Below are 17,144 nucleotides of genomic sequence, written 5' to 3'. Positions count from 1 at the left end.
GCCTTAGCGGCTGCGGTCGCCCGATCGCAGCGCATCTCGCCGGCCGCCGAGCAACGCGCCCGGATTGCCCGACGGTTTGCGCGAATTCGCGGCATGACCCGCCTGCACCGGCTCAGGACGTCGCGGCGCCGGATTCGGATTCGGGTTCGCGTTTGGCTTGTTAGGGTTGCGCGCTTCGCGAGAAGGCTGTGCGCCGCCGTTGTTTGTTTTCGCCGGACGCGCGCCACGCGCCTCACCGCTGGGACGGCCGCCTTCGCGGCGAGCCTCGCCATTCGGCCGACCTTTCCCTTCGCCGTTGCGCGGATTTTGACGCCCCTGACTCTGGCCTTGTCCCTGACCGCGCCCTTGACTGCGGCGCTGGATCGGCTCCGGCTTGGCGTTCGGATCCGGCTCGAAGCCCGGAATCACTTCATGCGGAATCGGCCGCTTGATAAGCCGCTCGATGTCCTTGAGCAGTTGATGCTCGTCGACGCACACCAGCGACACCGCTTCGCCTTCCGCGCCCGCGCGTCCCGTGCGGCCGATGCGATGCACGTAATCTTCCGGCACGTTCGGCAGATCGAAGTTGACGACGTGCGGCAGTTGATCGATGTCGATGCCACGCGCCGCGATATCGGTCGCAACCAGCACCTGCAGCGTTTCGGCCTTGAATTCGCTGAGCGCGCGCGTGCGTGCCGATTGGCTCTTGTTGCCGTGAATCGCGAGTGCGCTGATGCCGTCGCGCGTCAATTGCTCGGCGAGACGATTCGCGCCGTGCTTCGTGCGCGTGAACACGAGCACCTGAAACCAGTTGTTGCCGCGGATGAGATGCGTGAGCAGTTCGCGCTTGCGGTCGCGATCGACCGGATAAATCTTCTGCTCGACCTTCTCTGCGGTCGTATTGCGGCGCGCGACTTCGATCAGCGCGGGCGAATCGAGCAGGCTGTCCGCGAGCGCCTTGATCTCGTCGGAGAACGTGGCCGAGAACAGCAGATTCTGACGCTTCTCCGGCAGGCGCGCGAGCACGCGCTTGATGTCGTGGATGAAGCCCATGTCGAGCATGCGATCGGCTTCGTCGAGCACGAGAATTTCGAGCTGCGAAACGTCGATCGTCTTTTGCTGCATGTGATCGAGCAGACGCCCCGGCGTCGCGACGACGATATCCACGCCACGGCGCAGCGCGTCGATTTGCGGATTGATGCCGACGCCGCCGAACATCACCGTCGACTTGAGCTTCAGGTACTTGCCGTACGCGCGGACGCTTTCCTCGACCTGCGCGGCGAGTTCGCGCGTAGGCGTGAGGATCAGCGCGCGCACCGGGCGTTTCGCGCCGCCCGCAGCCGGTGCGAGTTGCGACAGGCGTTGCAGGATCGGCAGCGTGAAGCCGGCGGTCTTGCCCGTGCCGGTCTGCGCACCCGCGAGCAGATCGCCGCCCTTCAGAACGGCGGGAATCGCCTGAAGCTGGATGGGTGTGGGACTGGAATAGCCGAGTTCGTTGACTGCGCGCAGCAGTGGTTCCGACAGACCGAGTGAATCGAAAGACATAAATGGGATACTTATTCGTTGTGTCGAATGGCGCGCATGCGACTCAGGCCGCGGCGAATCAGGCTTCGGCCGGCAGAGCGCATGTGCATCGCTCGACGAAAAATCGGGCGGCGGGTCATTGGCGATCAGCGATCGCCGCACGTTGCCGCGAGGTTCGACGTGCTATCAAGACACGTCATCTGGCGCTAAGTTGCATCGATGGACACTTCGACGCGGCGGCGCCCGTTCCAGCCCACGTTCACGCGACGTAGCGCGCGACGCTCACGAACTGACACAGGCTGCCTGCCAGCACGAACAGATGCCAGATTCCGTGTCCGTGCCGGATGCGCTCGTCGTTGATGAAAAACCAGATGCCCGCGGTGTACACAACGCCGCCCGCCACCAGCCACGCGGTACCCGCGGGCGGCAGCGCCGTCACGAGCGGATGAATGGCTACGAGCGCGAGCCATCCCATCAACACGTACAGCACCATCGATACGCTGCGGGTTCGCCGCCCGAGCGTCAGTTCCTGCGTGATGCCGAGCGCCGCAAGTCCCCAGCTCACACCGAAGAGGGACCAGCCCCAAGGGCCACGCAAGGTCACTAGTGTATACGGCGTGTAGCTGCCGGCTATCAACAAGTAGATGGCCGAGTGATCGCACTTCTGCAGTATGGCTTTCATGCGCGGCGTGCGCGCGCAGTGATACACCGTGGAGACGATATAGAGCGCGCAGAGCATTGCGCCGTACACCGCGAAACTGACCACCTTGTAGGCGTCGCCGTCGAGCGCGCCCATCGTGACGAGCGCCGCCAGTCCCGCCACCGACAGCACCGCGCCGATCAGATGGCTGATGCTGTTGAAACGCTCGCCTGCGTGCATGAATTCGATCCGCCAAAAGACAAGGGGCGCGGCCCCAACTGCGAAGGCTGCGCCCCAAACGCGTATTGTACGCTCTCCTGGCGGATGACCGCTGCGGACCTCAGTCGAGCGGTGCCGAACGCAGGTTGCTCACCTGCTGCGGCGACACCGGCGTGCCGTGGTTGCCCCACGACATACGGATGTACGTCACGACCGCGGCCACTTCCGTATCCGACAGCGCCTGTGCGAAAGGCGGCATGCCGTGCGGCATCGGGTTGCCTTCCGTGCTCGGCGGATAGCCGCCGTTCAGCGTCATGCGGATCGGGTTGACGGCGGAAGGCATCTGGATCGACTGGTTGTTGGCGAGCGGCGGATAAGCCGGCGGCTTGCCAAGGCCGTTTTCCTGATGGCACTTCGCGCAGTTTTCGGTGTAGACCTTCTTGCCCAGCGTGAGCAGCTCGCCGCCGAACTTCTCGGAGGTCTCCAACTGCATGACTTCCGGCGCTTCCTTCTTCTGCGGGATCGACTTGAGATACGTCGAGATCGCGTTGACATCCGCGTCGGTCATGTACTGCAGGCTGTTGTGGACCACTTCGGCCATCGGGCCGAACACCGCGCCGCGCTGCGACACGCCGGTCTTCAACAGGTCGTTGATGTCCTTCAGGTCCCAGTCGCCGAGGCCCGCTTCCTTGTTCGACGTAAGCGACGGCGCGTACCAGTTCTGCAGCGGGATCAGGCCGCCGGCGAAGGCCGCCGAGCTGACCGGGCCGCCCATCGCGTTGATCGACGTGTGGCACATGGCGCAGTGGCCGAGGCCTTCGACCAGATACGCGCCGCGGTTCCATTCGACCGATTTGGTCGGATCCGGCTTGTACTCGCCTTCGCTGAAGAACAGCGTACGCCAGCCGATCAACAGGTTGCGGTTATTGAACGGGAAGCGCAGTTCATGCGGACGGCTCGGCTCGGAAACCGGCGTGACCGAACGCAGATACGCGTAGATCGCGTCGGAGTCGGCGCGCGTGACCTTCGTGTAGCTCGTGAACGGGAAGCCCGGATAGAGCAGGGAACCGTCCTTCGAACGGCCCGTGTGCATCGCGCGATAGAAGTCGTCGGAGGTCCACTTGCCGATGCCGTATTGATCGTCGGGCGTGATGTTCGGCGTGAACATCGTGCCGAACGGCGTGGCCATCGGCAGGCCGCCCGCGAATTGCTTGCCGCCGCGCACTGTGTGGCACGCGATACAGTCGCCGGCGCGCGCGAGGTATTCACCTTGCTTGATGAGCGCGGCCTTGTCGGCCGGCGTCGCCGCGACGGCGCCGCCCGAATGCAGATTGTCGCCGCCCGACCAGAGGACGGCGCCGGCTGCGACGGCTGCCACCACGACAGCCGAGGAAAGTGCGAACAGGGACTTGCGTTTCATTATGTTGTCGCTCCAGACGCCTTATTGCAGTTCGCTGCCGCACTTGAGCGGCATCTTCAACGAGCCAGCAGGCGCGGGCACCGGGTTGGCGGGTGCGGTTTGCGTGGACAGCCATGCGGCGACGGCGGTCACGTCGTCGTCCGTCAGGCGCGAGGCGATCTGCTGCATGCAGTCGGGCGCCTTCGCGTGACGCGTGCCCGACTTCCATGCGCCGACTTGCGCGCTGATGTAGTCCGAATGCAGGCCGACGAGACCCGGAATGGCCGGCTGCATGCCGGTCAGGCCCTTGCCGTGGCAAGCCGCGCACGCGGGAATGTTCTTCGATGCATCGCCGTTCAGCACGATCTGCTGGCCGCGCGCGAGCGTCGTTGCCGAGACATTCGACTTGGCGGGCGGCGGATACGGCGGACGCTGGTTCGAGAAGTACGTCGCGATCTGATGAAGATAATCGTCCGAGAGATACGTGACGAGGTAGTTCATCGGCGGGTACTTGCGCCGGCCTTCGCGGAAATTCTGGAGCTGGTTGTACAGATAGTCGGCCGGTTTGCCGGCCAGACGCGGGAAGTAGTCGTTGTCCGTGCCTTCACCATGAACGCCGTGGCACGCCGTACAGCCTTGCACGCGCGCGGCCATCGTGTCCGGTGCGATCGGCTGGTTCTGCGCCTGCGCGGCGGAGCTGAAAACGCCCGCGCTGCCGATCAGGGCCGAGGCAAACGCCATAGCGAGCAGCGGACGAAAAATGCGTCTTGAAAACACGCGACACTCCATGAAATTCGGGGACCTGCCGAGCTTCGTACGGCTCGGTGCGAAGGTGGCGAACCACGGCCACGCAGGGGGCGGTGGGTGGCGGACCACGGCCACAGCGGCTCGACGAGCCTCTGATGCGACGCGGCATTCTATCATCGATGCATGATGATGACTATTTGACACAATCTCGCTCTAAGTCCCGCTGCAGCGCATTCGCGACAATTTGCCACGCGTCTATTGACCGCCCGAGACGAACTTTATAGACGCAACTCGTCCACGGCCTATCGACAAATATTCGACCCGGTGCGAGACGCTCGACCGATGTGCTTCCAGCAGTTTCGGAAGCGCCCGGCAAAAATTCAAGGCGTTTCGACGACGTTCGATGCTGTGCTGCACCGTGGACATTCGTTTAGACTCCGCAGACTTCCTTCGATGAACCTCCGCCGCGCCCCGTCCCGCATGATGAACGACGATCCTCTCTGGCTTGCGCAGACGGCCTTCGCGGCGCTCGCCGATCTCGCCTTTGCCTGCGCGCTCGGCACGCTGCTCCTGAACGCATGGCTGGCACGCGAACAGACGTTCGCGCAGCCTGGCTGGCGGCGCGCCGCTCGCGGCTGTTCGATCGCCACGATCGCGCTGGTCTCGTGCAACTTCGCTTGCCTGTGGCTGCAGTCGGCCGCGATGAGCGGCGCGCCGGTCCTGGAAGCGGGCGCGTCGCTGTGGCTCGTCGCGACGGGCACGCACGCGGGCATCGGCTGGTCGGTCGCGCTCGCGGGCAGCGTGCCTTTGTTGCTCGCGGCGAGCGGCGCGCCGCTATCGATGTCGCGGATCGGATCGGCGGCGCTGGCCGCGCTGATCGTCGCGGCGGGCAAGTCGGCGATCGGTCACGCAGCCGACGCGGGCGCGTTCTCCGTCGCGGAAGGCGTGCAAACGCTGCATCTGCTCGCGACCGCGGCGTGGGGCGGCATCGTCATCGCGGGGGCGTTCGTGTTGCCGGCGCTCGATACGTCCGTGGCGCGCGCGGTCCTGATCCGCACGGTCGCGCGCATGTCGAAAGCAGCGTCGGCCGCGGTCGCGCTCGTGATTCTGACGGGTCTGTTCAACGCGTGGCGCGGCGTCGGCGGCTCGCTCGCGGCGCTCACCGCGAGCGCCTGGGGTCACGCGCTGATCGCGAAGCTCGCACTCGTCGCGGCGGCGCTCGCATTCGGCGCGCTGAACCGATGGTCGGCGTTGCCGCGTCTGCAACGTTCGGCATCGACGATGGACGCCCACACGGTCATCAACGTGATGCGCATCGAAGCCGTGATGATGGCGGGCGTGTTCGCGGCGGCCGCCGTGCTGTCGCACAGCGTGCCGGGATCGGCGCTTGCGGGCTGAAACCGCGCGCTTATTCGTAGCCGAGTTTGTGAGAGACGATCGGCGCGCAAAAGAGCGCGACCGCGCAGCCGATGATCTTGCCTTGCAGCTCGACGAAGGCCGTATGCGAGTCGGCGACGAAGACGACTTCGAGCAATTGCGGCAGGCAGAACACGAACGCCGCGCCGATGAACCAGCGCGTCACCGCCGCGATGCGCCAGTTGTGCTGCGCGCCGATGCCCGCCGCCACGACACGCGCGACGCCCAGCGCGACGAGTGAGCCCACGGCCAGTTGGGCTCGGACGTATTCATCGGGAAGGACGTGCCACATGATTCGTTCTCGCTCTTTTAGTGACTATTGGCAAGCGTACGCGCAAGAAGCTCGCCAGTATGTACGAGAAAACGCAGATCGTGAAGCGCGGCCCGCGCTCGTTCAGAAAGTGTGCTCGGGGCCCGGGAAACTGCCGTCCTTCACGGCGCGCACATAGGCTTCGACGGCCGCGAAAATGCTCGGCTGGCCCTGCATGAAATCTTTGACGAAGCGCGGCCGCTTGCCGTGGAAAATGCCGAGCATGTCGTGCAGCACGAGCACTTGTCCGGAGCAGTCGACGCCCGCGCCGATGCCGATGGTCGGAATCGCGAGCGCCTCAGTCACATCGCGCGCGAGCAGCGTGGGCACCGCTTCGATCACGAGCAGTTGCGCGCCCGCGTCCTGCAGCGCGATGGCGTCGCGCTTCATCTGCTCGGCCGCCGCTTCGGACTTGCCCTGCACCTTGAAGCCGCCGAACGCGTGCACCGATTGCGGCGTGAGGCCGACGTGCCCGCACACCGGAATCGAGCGCTCCACGAGAAAGCGCACGGTCTCCGTGAGCCATTCGCCGCCTTCGATCTTCACCATCTGCGCGCCCGCGCGCATCAGTTGCACGGCGTTCGCGTAGGCATCTTCCTTCGAGCCGATCGTGCCGAACGGCATGTCCGCGACGATCAGCGCGCTCCGGTTCACGCGCGCGACCGAAGCCGTGTGATACGCGATGTCGGCGAGCGTGACGGGCAGCGTCGTGCTGTGGCCTTGCAGCACGTTGCCGAGCGAATCGCCGATCAACATGACATCGACGCCCGCGCGTTCGAGCAGCGCGCCGAAACTCGCGTCGTAGCACGTGAGCATCGCGATGCGCTCGCCGGCCTCGCGCATGGATTGAAGCTTGGGGACGGTGATCGTCGAGCGATTCGTTTCCTGCAGATACGTCATGATCGTTTCACTAAAGAGTCGCTAAAGAGGGCGTGGCCGCGCGGCGCTTAGACCGAGACGCCTTTGACAAAGAATTCCTTGCGTCCGCGCATCGATTCGATGCGCTCGACGAGCAGCGCGAGATCGTCGTCCGATGCGAGCGGATTCAGGTGTTCCGCGTTCACCGTGAGCAACGGCGTCGCGTCATAGTGATAGAAAAACTCGTTATAGGCGTCGCAGAGCGCGCGCAAATAGGAATCGGAGATTTGCAGTTCCATCGGCAGCGCGCGTTTCTGAATGCGCGAGAAGAGCACTTCGGGACTCGCCTGCAAATAGACGACGAGCTCGGGCGCGGGGCCGCTCGAACGGACGCGCGAGGCGACCTCCCTGTACAACTGGAACTCGTCGTCGGGCAGCGTGAGACGCGCGAAAAGCTCGCTCTTCTGCGTGACGAAGTCGGTCATCAGCGCGGCGCCGCTCGTCACGATATCGGCGGCTTCCTGTGTCTGCGATGCGCGCTGCAAGGCGAAGCTCAATTGCGTGGCGAGCGCGTGACGCGTGGTGTCGCGATAAAAGCGTTCGAGAAACGGATTGTCCTGCGGACGTTCGAACAGCGTGCGCATCGACCAGCGTTCGGCGAGCAGCGTCGCGAGCGTCGTCTTGCCGACGCCGATCGGCCCTTCGATCGCGATATAACGATGCGGCGGCCGCAGTTGCGGCGCGGTCACGGTGAGTGGCGGAACGCTCATCGGCAGTCTGTCTTGTCGTTGGAAGAAGAAGGGGCGCTTGCGCCGGCGTCGCGCGGCGTGGCCGCGACCATGCACTGGCACGTCGCGACTTTCTCGATGCGTTGATCGGCGACGCCCGCGACGAACGCATTGGCGCGGCCGCGTTGGGGAAGAATGAGATCCGGCTCCAGTTCGACGAGCGGCACGAGCACGAAGGCGCGCTCCGTCATGCGCGGATGCGGCACGACGAGATCCGCTTCGTCGATGCTCGATGCGCCGTACAGCAGGATGTCGAGATCGAGCGTGCGCGGCGCATTGCGATACGGCCGCTCGCGACCGAACTGCTCCTCGATGTGATGACACAAACGCAGAAGCGAACGCGCGGGCAGGCTCGTTTCGAGCTTGACGACGCAATTGAAGTAGTCGTCGCCCGATGCATCGACAGGCGCGGTGCGATAGAGGCTCGACTTCGCGAGCACGGTGATCGTGTGCTGCTGGGCGAGACACACGACTGCGTCTTTCAGGGTCTGGCGCGCATCGCCGAGATTCGCCCCCAGGCCCAGATAAGCAATCGTCATGGCAGAAGTCCTACGCGTGGGTCACAGCGAAAAGCGGGAAAGCGAAATCGCTCTTCGCTACTGTAACCAAAACCGGCGTTACTCGTTGTCGGCGCCTTCGCGCTTGCTCGCCGCGCTCGAGATCGCGTCGCCATCGTTTCCCTGTTCGGCCTGCTCGGATGGCGCACCCGATTCGCCCGAACGGCGCTTCGCGTTGCTGCGGCGCCGCCGCTTCTTCGGGCCGCTCTTCTCCTTGCCGCCTTGCGACAGCAGCACTTCGCGCCCCGCGTGATCGCCGCTGATGAAGTCGCTCCACCACTGGCCGATGGCCGCATCGAGCTCGCCCGATTCGCAACGCAGTAGCAGGAAATCATACCCCGCTCTGAATCTTTGGTGTTCCAGCAGCTTCAGCGCGCTGCGGCCGCGCTTTTCCAGCCGATGCTGAAGACTCCAGATCTCGCGCATGTCCGAGGAGAAGCGCTTGTGAATCGCGAGTTTCTCGGTCTGCATGTCGAGGACATCGTCCATCGCGCGATGCAAGGCGGGCACCGGAAATTCGCCGTTCGCGGTGTATTGCTGCCAGCGCGTCTGCACGTCGTGCCACAGGAGCGTGGCGAAGAGAAAGCCCGGCGAAACCGGCTTGCCCGCGCGCACGCGCTCGTCGGTGCTCGTGAGCGCGAGCGTGACGAACTTCTCGCCGTGCGGCTGTTCGAGCACGACGTCGAGCAGCGGCAGCACGCCATGATGCAGGCCTTCCTGACGCAGCCGCGTGAGACACGCGAGCGCATGGCCGGACAAGAGCAGCTTCAGCATCTCGTCGAAGAGACGCGCGGCCGGCACGTTGTTCATCAGATCGGCGAGGTCTTTGATCGGCGCGCGCGTGGCTTCGTCGATCTCGAAGCCGAGCTTCGCCGCGAAACGCACGACGCGCAGCATGCGCACCGGATCTTCGCGATAACGCGTGGCCGGATCGCCGATCATGCGCAACAGGCGCGCGCGGATGTCGGCCATGCCGTCGTGATAGTCCAGCACGGTTTGCGTGGCCGGATCGTAGTACATCGCGTTGATGGTGAAGTCGCGGCGCGTGGCGTCTTCGTGCTGCTCGCCCCAGACGTTGTCGCGCAAGACGCGGCCGCTCGCATCGACGGCATGCGTGCGGCTATCGAGTTCGCCGCGCCTGAGGCGTCGCGGCGGTTCGGCGGACGGCTCGGGCGGCGCGTCCATCAACGCGCGAAACGTGGACGTCTCGATGATCTCCTGCCCGAACTGCACATGCACGATCTGAAAGCGCCGCCCGATGATGCGCGCGCGGCGAAAGAGCTTTTGCACCTGATCGGGCGTGCCGTCGGTGGCGACGTCGAAATCTTTCGGCGCGACGCCGAGCAGCAGATCGCGCACCGCGCCGCCGACGATGAACGCGCGATGCCCCGCGTGCTGCAGGCCGTCGGTCACGCGGACCGCGTTCTTCGAGATCAGCGACGGATCGATGCCGTGAACGTCCGACGACAGGATGACTGGCACGTTCGGATCGCGCTTCGCGGGCGCGGCGGCTTTCTTGCGCGTGCTCTTGCGGGCAGGCTTGGTGTCGGGCGAAGCAGCCGGCGTGTCGTTGGTTGCGCTTTCGTCGGAGTCGGCGCTTTCTTGCCCGAACAGCTTGCGGATGAGTTTTTTAATCACGTGTGTCGAACAGGTTCAGGATGCGCCAGCCTTTGGCTTGCGCATGCGCGCGCAGGGTGTCGTCGGGGTTGGTCGCGACCGGATCGGTGACGCGCTCGAGGAGCGGGATGTCGTTGTGCGAGTCGCTATAGAAATAGCTGTGCTTGAAATCGGACAGCTTCTTGCCGATCGATGCGAGCCATTGCTCGACCCGCACGATCTTGCCTTCGCGATAGCTCGGCGTGCCCGCCGGACGGCCGGTGAGCGCGCCTTGCGGATGGTCGTCCACCGTTTCCACCTCGCATGCGATCAACGTTTCGATGCCGAACGCTTCAGCGATCGGCCCGGTGATGAACGCGTTGGTCGCGGTGACGAGGCAGCAGAGATCGCCGTTGTCCTGATGCTCGCGCACCAGCGTGACGGCGGCCGGCACGATGCGCGGATTGATCACTTCGCGCATGAACTGCGCGTGCCAGTCGGTGAGCTGCTCGCGCGAGTATTTCGCGAGCGGTGCGAGCATCGCGTGCAGATACGCGTTGATGTCGAGCACGCCCGCCTTGTAATCGGCATAGAAGGCGTCGTTCTGACGCGCGAAAGAATCCGCGTCGACGATGCCGAGCTTCACCATGAAGCGGCCCCATTCGTGGTCGCTGTCGGTGGGAATGAGCGTGTGGTCGAGATCAAAGAGGGCGAGGTTCATGGGTGCGCATTTTACTTGAAGCGGGTCGGAGCGTTGTCGGGCGTGGCCGGGCCGGATTCGGGGCCGCCCGGATCGCCGGGTGTCCGGTCTTGCGCCGTCATGGGAACGAGCGGCGCGGCGCGGCCGCTTTGCTGGAGCATCGTGCGCAGGAGCGCTCGCGTCACCGCGCGCTTTTGCTCCAGCGAGAAGCGGTCGAGCTCGTCGAGCAGCGCCATGAGGCTCGGCATGTCGCGCCGGAAGTGCGTGAGCAGATAGCCGGGCACGTCCTCGGCGAGCACGATGCCGCGTTCGCGCGCCGCGTGCTTCAGCACCGACGCCTTCGCTTCGTCGGAAAGCGGCTGCAGATGAAACACGAGGCCCCAGCCGAGCCGCGTGCGCAGGTCTTCGCGCACGGTGAGCGCGAGCGGCGCGTCGTTGCCGGTCGCGACGAGCGCGCTTGTAGGGTGCGCGCGCACTTCGTTGAAGAGATTGAAGAGCGCGATCTGCTGCGCGGCCGACAGACGGTCGCAGTCATCGACGGCGTAGAGCGACACGCGCGGATCGAAACCGAATGCGTGGAGCGCGCTTTGCGGGCTCAGGTAGCGCGCGTGGCCCGCGGCCTCGTATGTGAGCGCCTGCAGCAAGTGGCTGCGGCCGCTGCCCGGCTCGCCCCACACGTAGAACGTGCGGTCGGCGACCGGCCCGGCCGCGAGTGCGCCTTCGAGCTCGCGCAACCGCGCGATCAGCTCGTGATTGCCGGCGGCAAAGAAATTGTCGAAGGTGGCGGGCGGCGGCGTGCCCAGATCGAGCGTCAGTTGGCGTTGCACGGGAGATCGGTGTCGTCGGGCCTTGAGTCGGGCATATCTTGAAATCTGCCGGATGAGCCGCGGGTATACGCGCAAAGCCGCAGCGGAGCGCCCTGTACGCGAATGGCTCGGGCGCTTTCGAGAAAGCCTTCAATCTCGAAATGAACGCCTTCGTGGTTTCTGCGAACGCGGGAAAATCCGGCCTGCCGACTGTCGCCGGGTCATCATCGGGTAAAATCGCATTTTACCGACCTTCTCGCATCCCTCCCCATGAATCAACCGAAATCCGCTCCGGACGCCCAGGGTTTGTCGTATCGCGACGCGGGCGTGGACATCGACGCGGGCGACGCGCTCGTCGACCGGATCAAGCCGTTTGCCAAGAAGACGTTGCGCGACGGCGTGCTGGGCGGCATCGGCGGATTCGGCGCGCTGTTCGAAGTGCCGAAGAAGTACAAGGAACCGGTGCTCGTGTCGGGCACGGACGGCGTCGGCACAAAGCTGCGCCTCGCCTTCACGCTGAACCGGCATGACACCGTCGGCCAGGATCTCGTCGCCATGAGCGTGAACGACATCCTCGTGCAGGGCGCCGAGCCGCTCTTCTTCCTCGATTACTTCGCCTGCGGCAAGCTCGACGTCGACACCGCCGCCGACGTCGTGAAAGGCATCGCGACGGGTTGCGAACTGGCGGGCTGCGCGCTGATCGGCGGCGAGACGGCGGAAATGCCGGGCATGTATCCCGATGGCGAATACGACCTCGCGGGCTTCGCGGTCGGGGCGGTGGAAAAGAGCAAGATCATCGACGGCAGCACGATCAAGCCGGGCGACGTGGTGCTCGGGCTGGCATCGAGCGGCATCCATTCGAACGGTTATTCGCTGGTGCGCAAGATCATCGAGCGCGCGAATCCCGACCTGAACGCCGACTTCGACGGCCGCTCGCTCGCCGACGCGCTGATGGCGCCGACGCGCATCTACGTGAAGCCGCTGCTGTCAGCGATGCAAAGCGTGACCGTGAAGGGCATGGCGCATATCACGGGCGGCGGTCTCGTCGAGAATATTCCGCGCGTGCTGCGCGAAGGGCTCACCGCCGAGCTGGATCATCGCGCGTGGCCGCTGCCGCCGCTGTTCGCGTGGCTGCAGAAGCACGGCGGCGTCGCGGATGCGGAGATGCATCGCGTGTTCAATTGCGGCATCGGGATGGCGGTGATCGTCGCGGCGGAAGATGCGCAAGCGGCTATCGGATTGCTGTCGGGCGCGGGCGAGCAGGTGTGGAAGATCGGCGTCGTGCGCGAGAGCAAGGAAGGAGAGGCGCAGACGGTCGTGGTTTGATCTCGCCGTGTGTTGCTGAAAAAGCTGAAAAAACCCTCGCCGAGTGCGAGGGTTTTTTGCGTTTGAACACTACGTTCGCGTTGCCTGTTCGATTGCCTTGACCGCCTGCTCGGTCGCATCCGCCGCGCAGCAATCCACCACGACGCGCTCCGGCATCGCCCGCAACCACGTCAACTGCCGCTTGCACAACTGCCGCGTCGCGAAGATGCCCTTGTCGCGCATCTCGTCGTAGCCCGTTGCGCCGTCGAGGTATTCCCACGCCTGCCGATAACCGACGCAGCGCATCGACGGCATCGACAGATCCAGGTCGCCGCGCGCACGCAAGGCGCGCACTTCGTCGATGAAACCGTGCGCGAGCATCGCATCGAAGCGCGCGGCGATACGCGCATGCAGCACCGCGCGATCCGACGGCTCCAGCGCGACCGGCACGAAGCGATACGGCGCATCGACATGCTGGGTGCGCGGCGCGGCGAGGAGCGCGGACATCGGCTGTCCGGTCAGCATGAAGATTTCGAGCGCGCGCTGGATGCGCTGCGAGTCGTTCGGCGCGAGCCGCGCGGCCGTTTGCGGATCGACCGCCGCGAGGCGCGCGTGCAGCGCAGGCCAGCCGTCGCGCTCCGCATCGGCGTCGAGCGTGGCGCGCACGCCGGCGTCGGCGGTGGGAAGATCGTTCAGGCCGTGCGTCAGCGCCTTGTAGTAAAGCATCGTGCCGCCGACCAGCAACGGCACGTTCCCGCGCGCGATGATTTCGCCGGCGAGCCGCAGCGCATCCGCGCGAAACTGCGCGGCGGAATAACTCTCGGCGGGATCGATGATGTCGATCAGATGATGCGGCGCCGCCGCGCGCTCGGCCGCGTCCGGCTTGGCCGTGCCGATGTCCATCTCCCGGTAGACGAGCGCCGAATCCACGCTGACGATCTCGACCGGATGCCGCGCCGCGAACGCGAGCGCCGCCGCCGTTTTTCCCGACGCCGTCGGCCCGAGCAGACAGGCCACACGCAAAGCGGACTCGCTCATTGTCCGCGCATGAAAAGGCGGTCGAGATCGGCGAGCGTGAGTTGATACCACGTCGGCCGGCCGTGATTGCACTGATCGGCGCGCTCGGTCGCTTCCATCTGGCGCAGCAGCGCGTTCATCTCGTCGAGCGTGAGCCGGCGATTCGCGCGCACCGCGTTGTGGCACGCGAGCGTGCCCAGCAATTCGTGCTGGCGCTCGGTGAGCACGCGCGATCCGCCGTAGGCGTGCAGGTCGGCCAGCACGGCGCGCGCGAGCGATTGCAGATCGGCGTCCTTCAGCAACGCGGGCACGGCGCGGATCGCGATCGACGTCGGCGACAGCACCGCGAGATCGAAGCCGAGCGCATCGAGCGTGTCGCGCTCTTCCTCGACAATGCCGATCTCGACCGGTTCCGCCGTCATCGACACGGGAATCAGCAGCGGCTGCACCGCGATCGCGCGATCCGCGAGCGCGTGCTTGAACTGCTCGTAGAGAATGCGCTCGTGCGCGGCGTGCATGTCGACGATCACGAGACCGCGCGCGTTTTGCGCCAGCACGTAGATGCCGTGAATCTGCCCGACGGCGAAACCGAGCGGCTGTTCGTGCGCGTGATCGAGCGCGCTGTCGCTCGCCATGACCGGCGCCGATGGCCGCTCGTTCACGCCCGGATAAGGCGTGTCGGCGGAAGTCGTCGCGTTCGGCGTGCCCGCGCCCGTGTCCTTGCGGCCGAACAGCGCGTCATACAGCGCGAGCGGCTGCGCGACCGGCAGCGTGCCTTGGGTCATGCGCGACTGGCGCATCCAGTTCGTGCCGTTCTCGCTTTTCAGATGCAGCGTGTCCGGCGCGCCGGCGAATGGCTTTGCGCTGAACGACGCGGGTCCGGTCGGCTGCAACTGCGCCGCGTGTCCGCCCGATGTCGTCTCCGGCGAAGCGCCCGCGTGCCGCGCGAGCGCGCGCTGCACGGCATGGAAGACGTATTGATGAATCGAGCGCGAATCGCGGAAGCGCACTTCGATCTTCGACGGATGCACGTTCACATCGACGGATTCGGGCGGCAGATCGAGAAACAGCACGTACGCCGGATAGCGGTTGCCGTGCAGCACGTCTTCATACGCGGCGCGCACGGCGTGCGTGAGCAGCTTGTCGCGCACGAAGCGGCCGTTCACGAAGAAATACTGCTGGTCGGCGCGGCCGCGGCTCGCGGTCGGCAGGCCTGCGCAACCGTAGACGGCGAGCGGCCCGGCGCGCTCGTCGAGCGGCAGATGCGCGGTTTCGAACACTTCGCCGAGAATCTTCGCGACGCGCGTTTGCGGATCGCTCGCGTTCCAGTGCTCGACCGCCTTGCCGTTATGCATCACCGAAATCGCGACGTCGGGCCGCGCGAGCGCCGTGCGGCGGATCACGTCGAGGCAATGCCCGAGTTCGGTCTGCTCGCTCTTCAGGAACTTGCGGCGCGCGGGCGTGTTGAAATACAGCTCGCGCACTTCCATCGTCGTGCCGACGGTGCCGGCCGCCGGCGAGATCACGCCGGTCTGCGCGTCGATGCGCGTGGCGTGCGGGCAGCTTTCCGTGCGGCTCGTGATGAACAACTCCGCAACCGATGCGATCGACGCGATCGCTTCCCCGCGAAACCCCAACGTGGCGACGGCTTCCAGCTCGGCGAGCGAGCGGATCTTGCTCGTCGCGTGGCGCATCAGCGCGAGGGGAAGCTCGGTCGGCGGAATGCCGAGGCCGTCGTCGGCGACCACGATGCGTTTCACGCCGCCTTCGTCGAGCGTGATGCGCAACGTCGTCGCGCCCGCGTCGAGCGCGTTTTCCAGCAGTTCCTTGACGACCGAGGCCGGCCGCTCCACCACCTCGCCCGCGGCGATCTGGCTGATGAGCTGGTCGGGCAGCGGGGCGATGGCGCGCGAACGGCGTGCGCCGTCGGCGGTCAAATCGCCAGCGGAAGTTTCGTTGAGTTCGGACATGGCGAAATTATAACGATTCGCAACGTTTCGCCATCATGCTGCACGATGGCGCCTGATTACGGGTTTTTTAACCGGTTCGACGTACCACTTCGGTATCATGGCGCGACTCCCGCCTTCGATGCCGATGCGCCGCTTTTCCGGCGCGGGCTCAACTTTTTGAGGAAAGATTTTTGGACACGTTGCTGCAATTCCTGGGACTCATCCTTCACATCGACAAGTCGCTCGGTGTCTTCATCCAGAATTACGGCGCCTGGGTCTACGCGGTGTTGTTCCTGATCGTGTTCTGCGAAACGGGGCTCGTCGTGTTTCCGTTCCTGCCGGGCGATTCGCTGCTGTTCATCGGCGGCGCGTTCGCCGCGTCGCACGAAATGGATCTGTTCGCGCTGATCGTGCTGCTGCTCATTGCGGCGGTGACCGGCAACACGGTGAATTACTGGATCGGCCGCGCCATCGGGCCGAAAGTCTTCGATACGAACATTCCCGTGCTCGAACGCTTTCTCGACCGGGCCGCGCTGCAGAAGACGCACAACTTCTATGAGAAGCACGGTGGCAAGACGATCGTGATCGCGCGTTTCGTGCCGGTGGTGCGGACTTTCGCGCCGTTCGTCGCGGGGGTATCGTCGATGAGTCACACGCGCTTCCAGTTCTTCAATATTCTGGGCGCGCTCGTCTGGGTGCTGCTGCTGGTGCTGCTCGGCTATTTCTTCGGCAACATTCCGTTCATCAAGCAGTATCTGAACGTGATCGTGCTGGTGGGGATTGGCGCCGCGATCGTGCCGGTCGCGATCGGCGCGCTCTGGAAAATGAGCCGGCGCAATTCGAAGGCTTGAGAAGAATTACGCCCGCGAAGCTGCCGGATGCCGGCTTCGCGGGCGCTGCGCTGTTGACTCGCGGGTCAGGCGCGGCGGAACAGGCGGATGATGAAGAGCAGCACCACTGCACCGATGACGGCCGTCAGCAGTGTGCCGAGGATGCCGTTGAATGAGAGGCCGAGCGTGCCGAAGATCCATCCACCGATCACGCCGCCGACGATACCGACGAGAATATCGACGATCACGCCGAAGCCGCTGCCGTTCATGATGAGACCGGCGAGCCAGCCGGCCACGCCGCCGATGATCAGGCTGAGGATGATTCCGTGATGCATGAGTTCCATGGGCTGAGACTCCTTTCAGATTAAGGGGGGCGGGATGCAGGCGAAATCCGCATCCGAGCGCGGGCAATGTAGCGGAAATGGCCCTTGCAAGGGCCTGTCGAATGTCAAGGATTGTCAACGCGTCCCGGCGCCGATACCCGGCCGACGGATGACGCGTAGC

Annotated in this window: 17 protein-coding genes; 3 read left to right on the top strand and 14 right to left on the bottom strand. The window is 65.1% G+C overall.

What is annotated here, in order from left to right:
• Positions 1-3 precede the first annotated feature (3 nt).
• From NOV72_RS11455 to NOV72_RS11440, 4 genes are all read right to left on the bottom strand, one after another.
• Positions 4-1,524, bottom strand: a complete 1,521-nt coding sequence (locus NOV72_RS11455; RefSeq protein ID WP_106854704.1) for a DEAD/DEAH box helicase — start codon at positions 1,522-1,524, stop codon at positions 4-6.
• A gap of 238 nt (positions 1,525-1,762) precedes the next feature.
• Positions 1,763-2,383 carry a PAQR family membrane homeostasis protein TrhA gene (gene trhA / locus NOV72_RS11450; protein ID WP_106854703.1) on the bottom strand — a complete coding sequence of 207 codons (621 nt, stop codon included), beginning with the start codon at positions 2,381-2,383 and terminating at the stop codon, positions 1,763-1,765.
• 100 nt (positions 2,384-2,483) lie between these two features.
• Positions 2,484-3,782 (bottom strand): c-type cytochrome, encoded by a 1,299-nt coding sequence (locus NOV72_RS11445; RefSeq protein WP_106854702.1) that lies wholly within the window; start codon positions 3,780-3,782, stop codon positions 2,484-2,486.
• A 21-nt stretch (positions 3,783-3,803) separates the two neighbouring features.
• Entirely contained in the window at positions 3,804-4,550 is a 747-nt protein-coding gene (locus NOV72_RS11440; protein WP_106854701.1) for a c-type cytochrome, read from the bottom strand.
• A gap of 441 nt (positions 4,551-4,991) precedes the next feature.
• Here NOV72_RS11440 and NOV72_RS11435 point away from each other — a divergent pair, with 441 nt between their 5' ends.
• Positions 4,992-5,906: a CopD family protein gene (locus NOV72_RS11435; RefSeq protein WP_106854860.1), complete on the top strand. Its 915-nt coding sequence runs from the start codon at positions 4,992-4,994 to the stop codon at positions 5,904-5,906.
• A 10-nt stretch (positions 5,907-5,916) separates the two neighbouring features.
• Here NOV72_RS11435 and NOV72_RS11430 read toward each other — a convergent pair whose 3' ends face one another.
• From NOV72_RS11430 to hda, 7 genes are all read right to left on the bottom strand, one after another.
• Positions 5,917-6,216, bottom strand: a complete 300-nt coding sequence (locus NOV72_RS11430; protein ID WP_106854700.1) for a hypothetical protein — start codon at positions 6,214-6,216, stop codon at positions 5,917-5,919.
• 102 nt (positions 6,217-6,318) lie between these two features.
• The gene (gene panB, locus NOV72_RS11425; protein ID WP_106854699.1) at positions 6,319-7,134 is read right to left on the bottom strand and encodes a 3-methyl-2-oxobutanoate hydroxymethyltransferase; all 816 of its coding nucleotides are present in this window, start codon (positions 7,132-7,134) and stop codon (positions 6,319-6,321) included.
• A 47-nt stretch (positions 7,135-7,181) separates the two neighbouring features.
• Positions 7,182-7,862 carry a deoxynucleoside kinase gene (locus tag NOV72_RS11420; protein ID WP_106854698.1) on the bottom strand — a complete coding sequence of 227 codons (681 nt, stop codon included), beginning with the start codon at positions 7,860-7,862 and terminating at the stop codon, positions 7,182-7,184.
• Complete coding sequence (gene folK / locus NOV72_RS11415) at positions 7,859-8,419, bottom strand: 2-amino-4-hydroxy-6-hydroxymethyldihydropteridine diphosphokinase (protein ID WP_106854697.1); 561 nt, start codon at positions 8,417-8,419, stop codon at positions 7,859-7,861. Before folK ends, NOV72_RS11420 begins: the two co-directional genes overlap by 4 nt.
• Positions 8,420-8,497: 78 nt before the next feature.
• Entirely contained in the window at positions 8,498-10,075 is a 1,578-nt protein-coding gene (pcnB, locus tag NOV72_RS11410; RefSeq protein ID WP_106854696.1) for a polynucleotide adenylyltransferase PcnB, read from the bottom strand.
• On the bottom strand, positions 10,068-10,754 hold the full coding sequence (locus NOV72_RS11405; RefSeq protein ID WP_106854695.1) for a histidinol-phosphatase: 687 nt from the start codon (positions 10,752-10,754) through the stop codon (positions 10,068-10,070). Before NOV72_RS11405 ends, pcnB begins: the two co-directional genes overlap by 8 nt.
• An 11-nt stretch (positions 10,755-10,765) precedes the next feature.
• Entirely contained in the window at positions 10,766-11,560 is a 795-nt protein-coding gene (gene hda / locus NOV72_RS11400) for a DnaA regulatory inactivator Hda (protein ID WP_106854694.1), read from the bottom strand.
• Between the two features lie 249 nt (positions 11,561-11,809).
• On the opposite strand from hda, the gene purM reads away from it, so the two are divergent.
• Positions 11,810-12,865 carry a phosphoribosylformylglycinamidine cyclo-ligase gene (gene purM, locus NOV72_RS11395; protein WP_106854693.1) on the top strand — a complete coding sequence of 352 codons (1,056 nt, stop codon included), beginning with the start codon at positions 11,810-11,812 and terminating at the stop codon, positions 12,863-12,865.
• 69 nt (positions 12,866-12,934) lie between these two features.
• Here the strand turns inward: purM and miaA are convergent, their stop codons facing one another.
• Together miaA and mutL are read right to left on the bottom strand one after the other, a co-directional pair.
• Entirely contained in the window at positions 12,935-13,882 is a 948-nt protein-coding gene (gene miaA / locus NOV72_RS11390; protein ID WP_106854692.1) for a tRNA (adenosine(37)-N6)-dimethylallyltransferase MiaA, read from the bottom strand.
• Complete coding sequence (gene mutL / locus NOV72_RS11385; protein WP_106854691.1) at positions 13,879-15,831, bottom strand: DNA mismatch repair endonuclease MutL; 1,953 nt, start codon at positions 15,829-15,831, stop codon at positions 13,879-13,881. Before mutL ends, miaA begins: the two co-directional genes overlap by 4 nt.
• Positions 15,832-16,001: 170 nt before the next feature.
• Between mutL and NOV72_RS11380 the strand changes: the two genes are divergently transcribed.
• The gene (locus NOV72_RS11380) at positions 16,002-16,661 is read left to right on the top strand and encodes a DedA family protein (protein ID WP_106854690.1); all 660 of its coding nucleotides are present in this window, start codon (positions 16,002-16,004) and stop codon (positions 16,659-16,661) included.
• Between the two features lie 65 nt (positions 16,662-16,726).
• Here the strand turns inward: NOV72_RS11380 and NOV72_RS11375 are convergent, their stop codons facing one another.
• Entirely contained in the window at positions 16,727-16,975 is a 249-nt protein-coding gene (locus tag NOV72_RS11375) for a GlsB/YeaQ/YmgE family stress response membrane protein (protein ID WP_106854859.1), read from the bottom strand.
• Positions 16,976-17,144: the final 169 nt, after the last annotated feature.

Source organism: Caballeronia novacaledonica, assembly GCF_900258035.1.
GTDB classification, from domain to species: Bacteria; Pseudomonadota; Gammaproteobacteria; order Burkholderiales; family Burkholderiaceae; genus Caballeronia; species Caballeronia novacaledonica.
The sequence above is the reverse complement of the archived record's forward strand: the minus strand, read 5'-3'. Positions and strand labels throughout refer to the sequence as shown.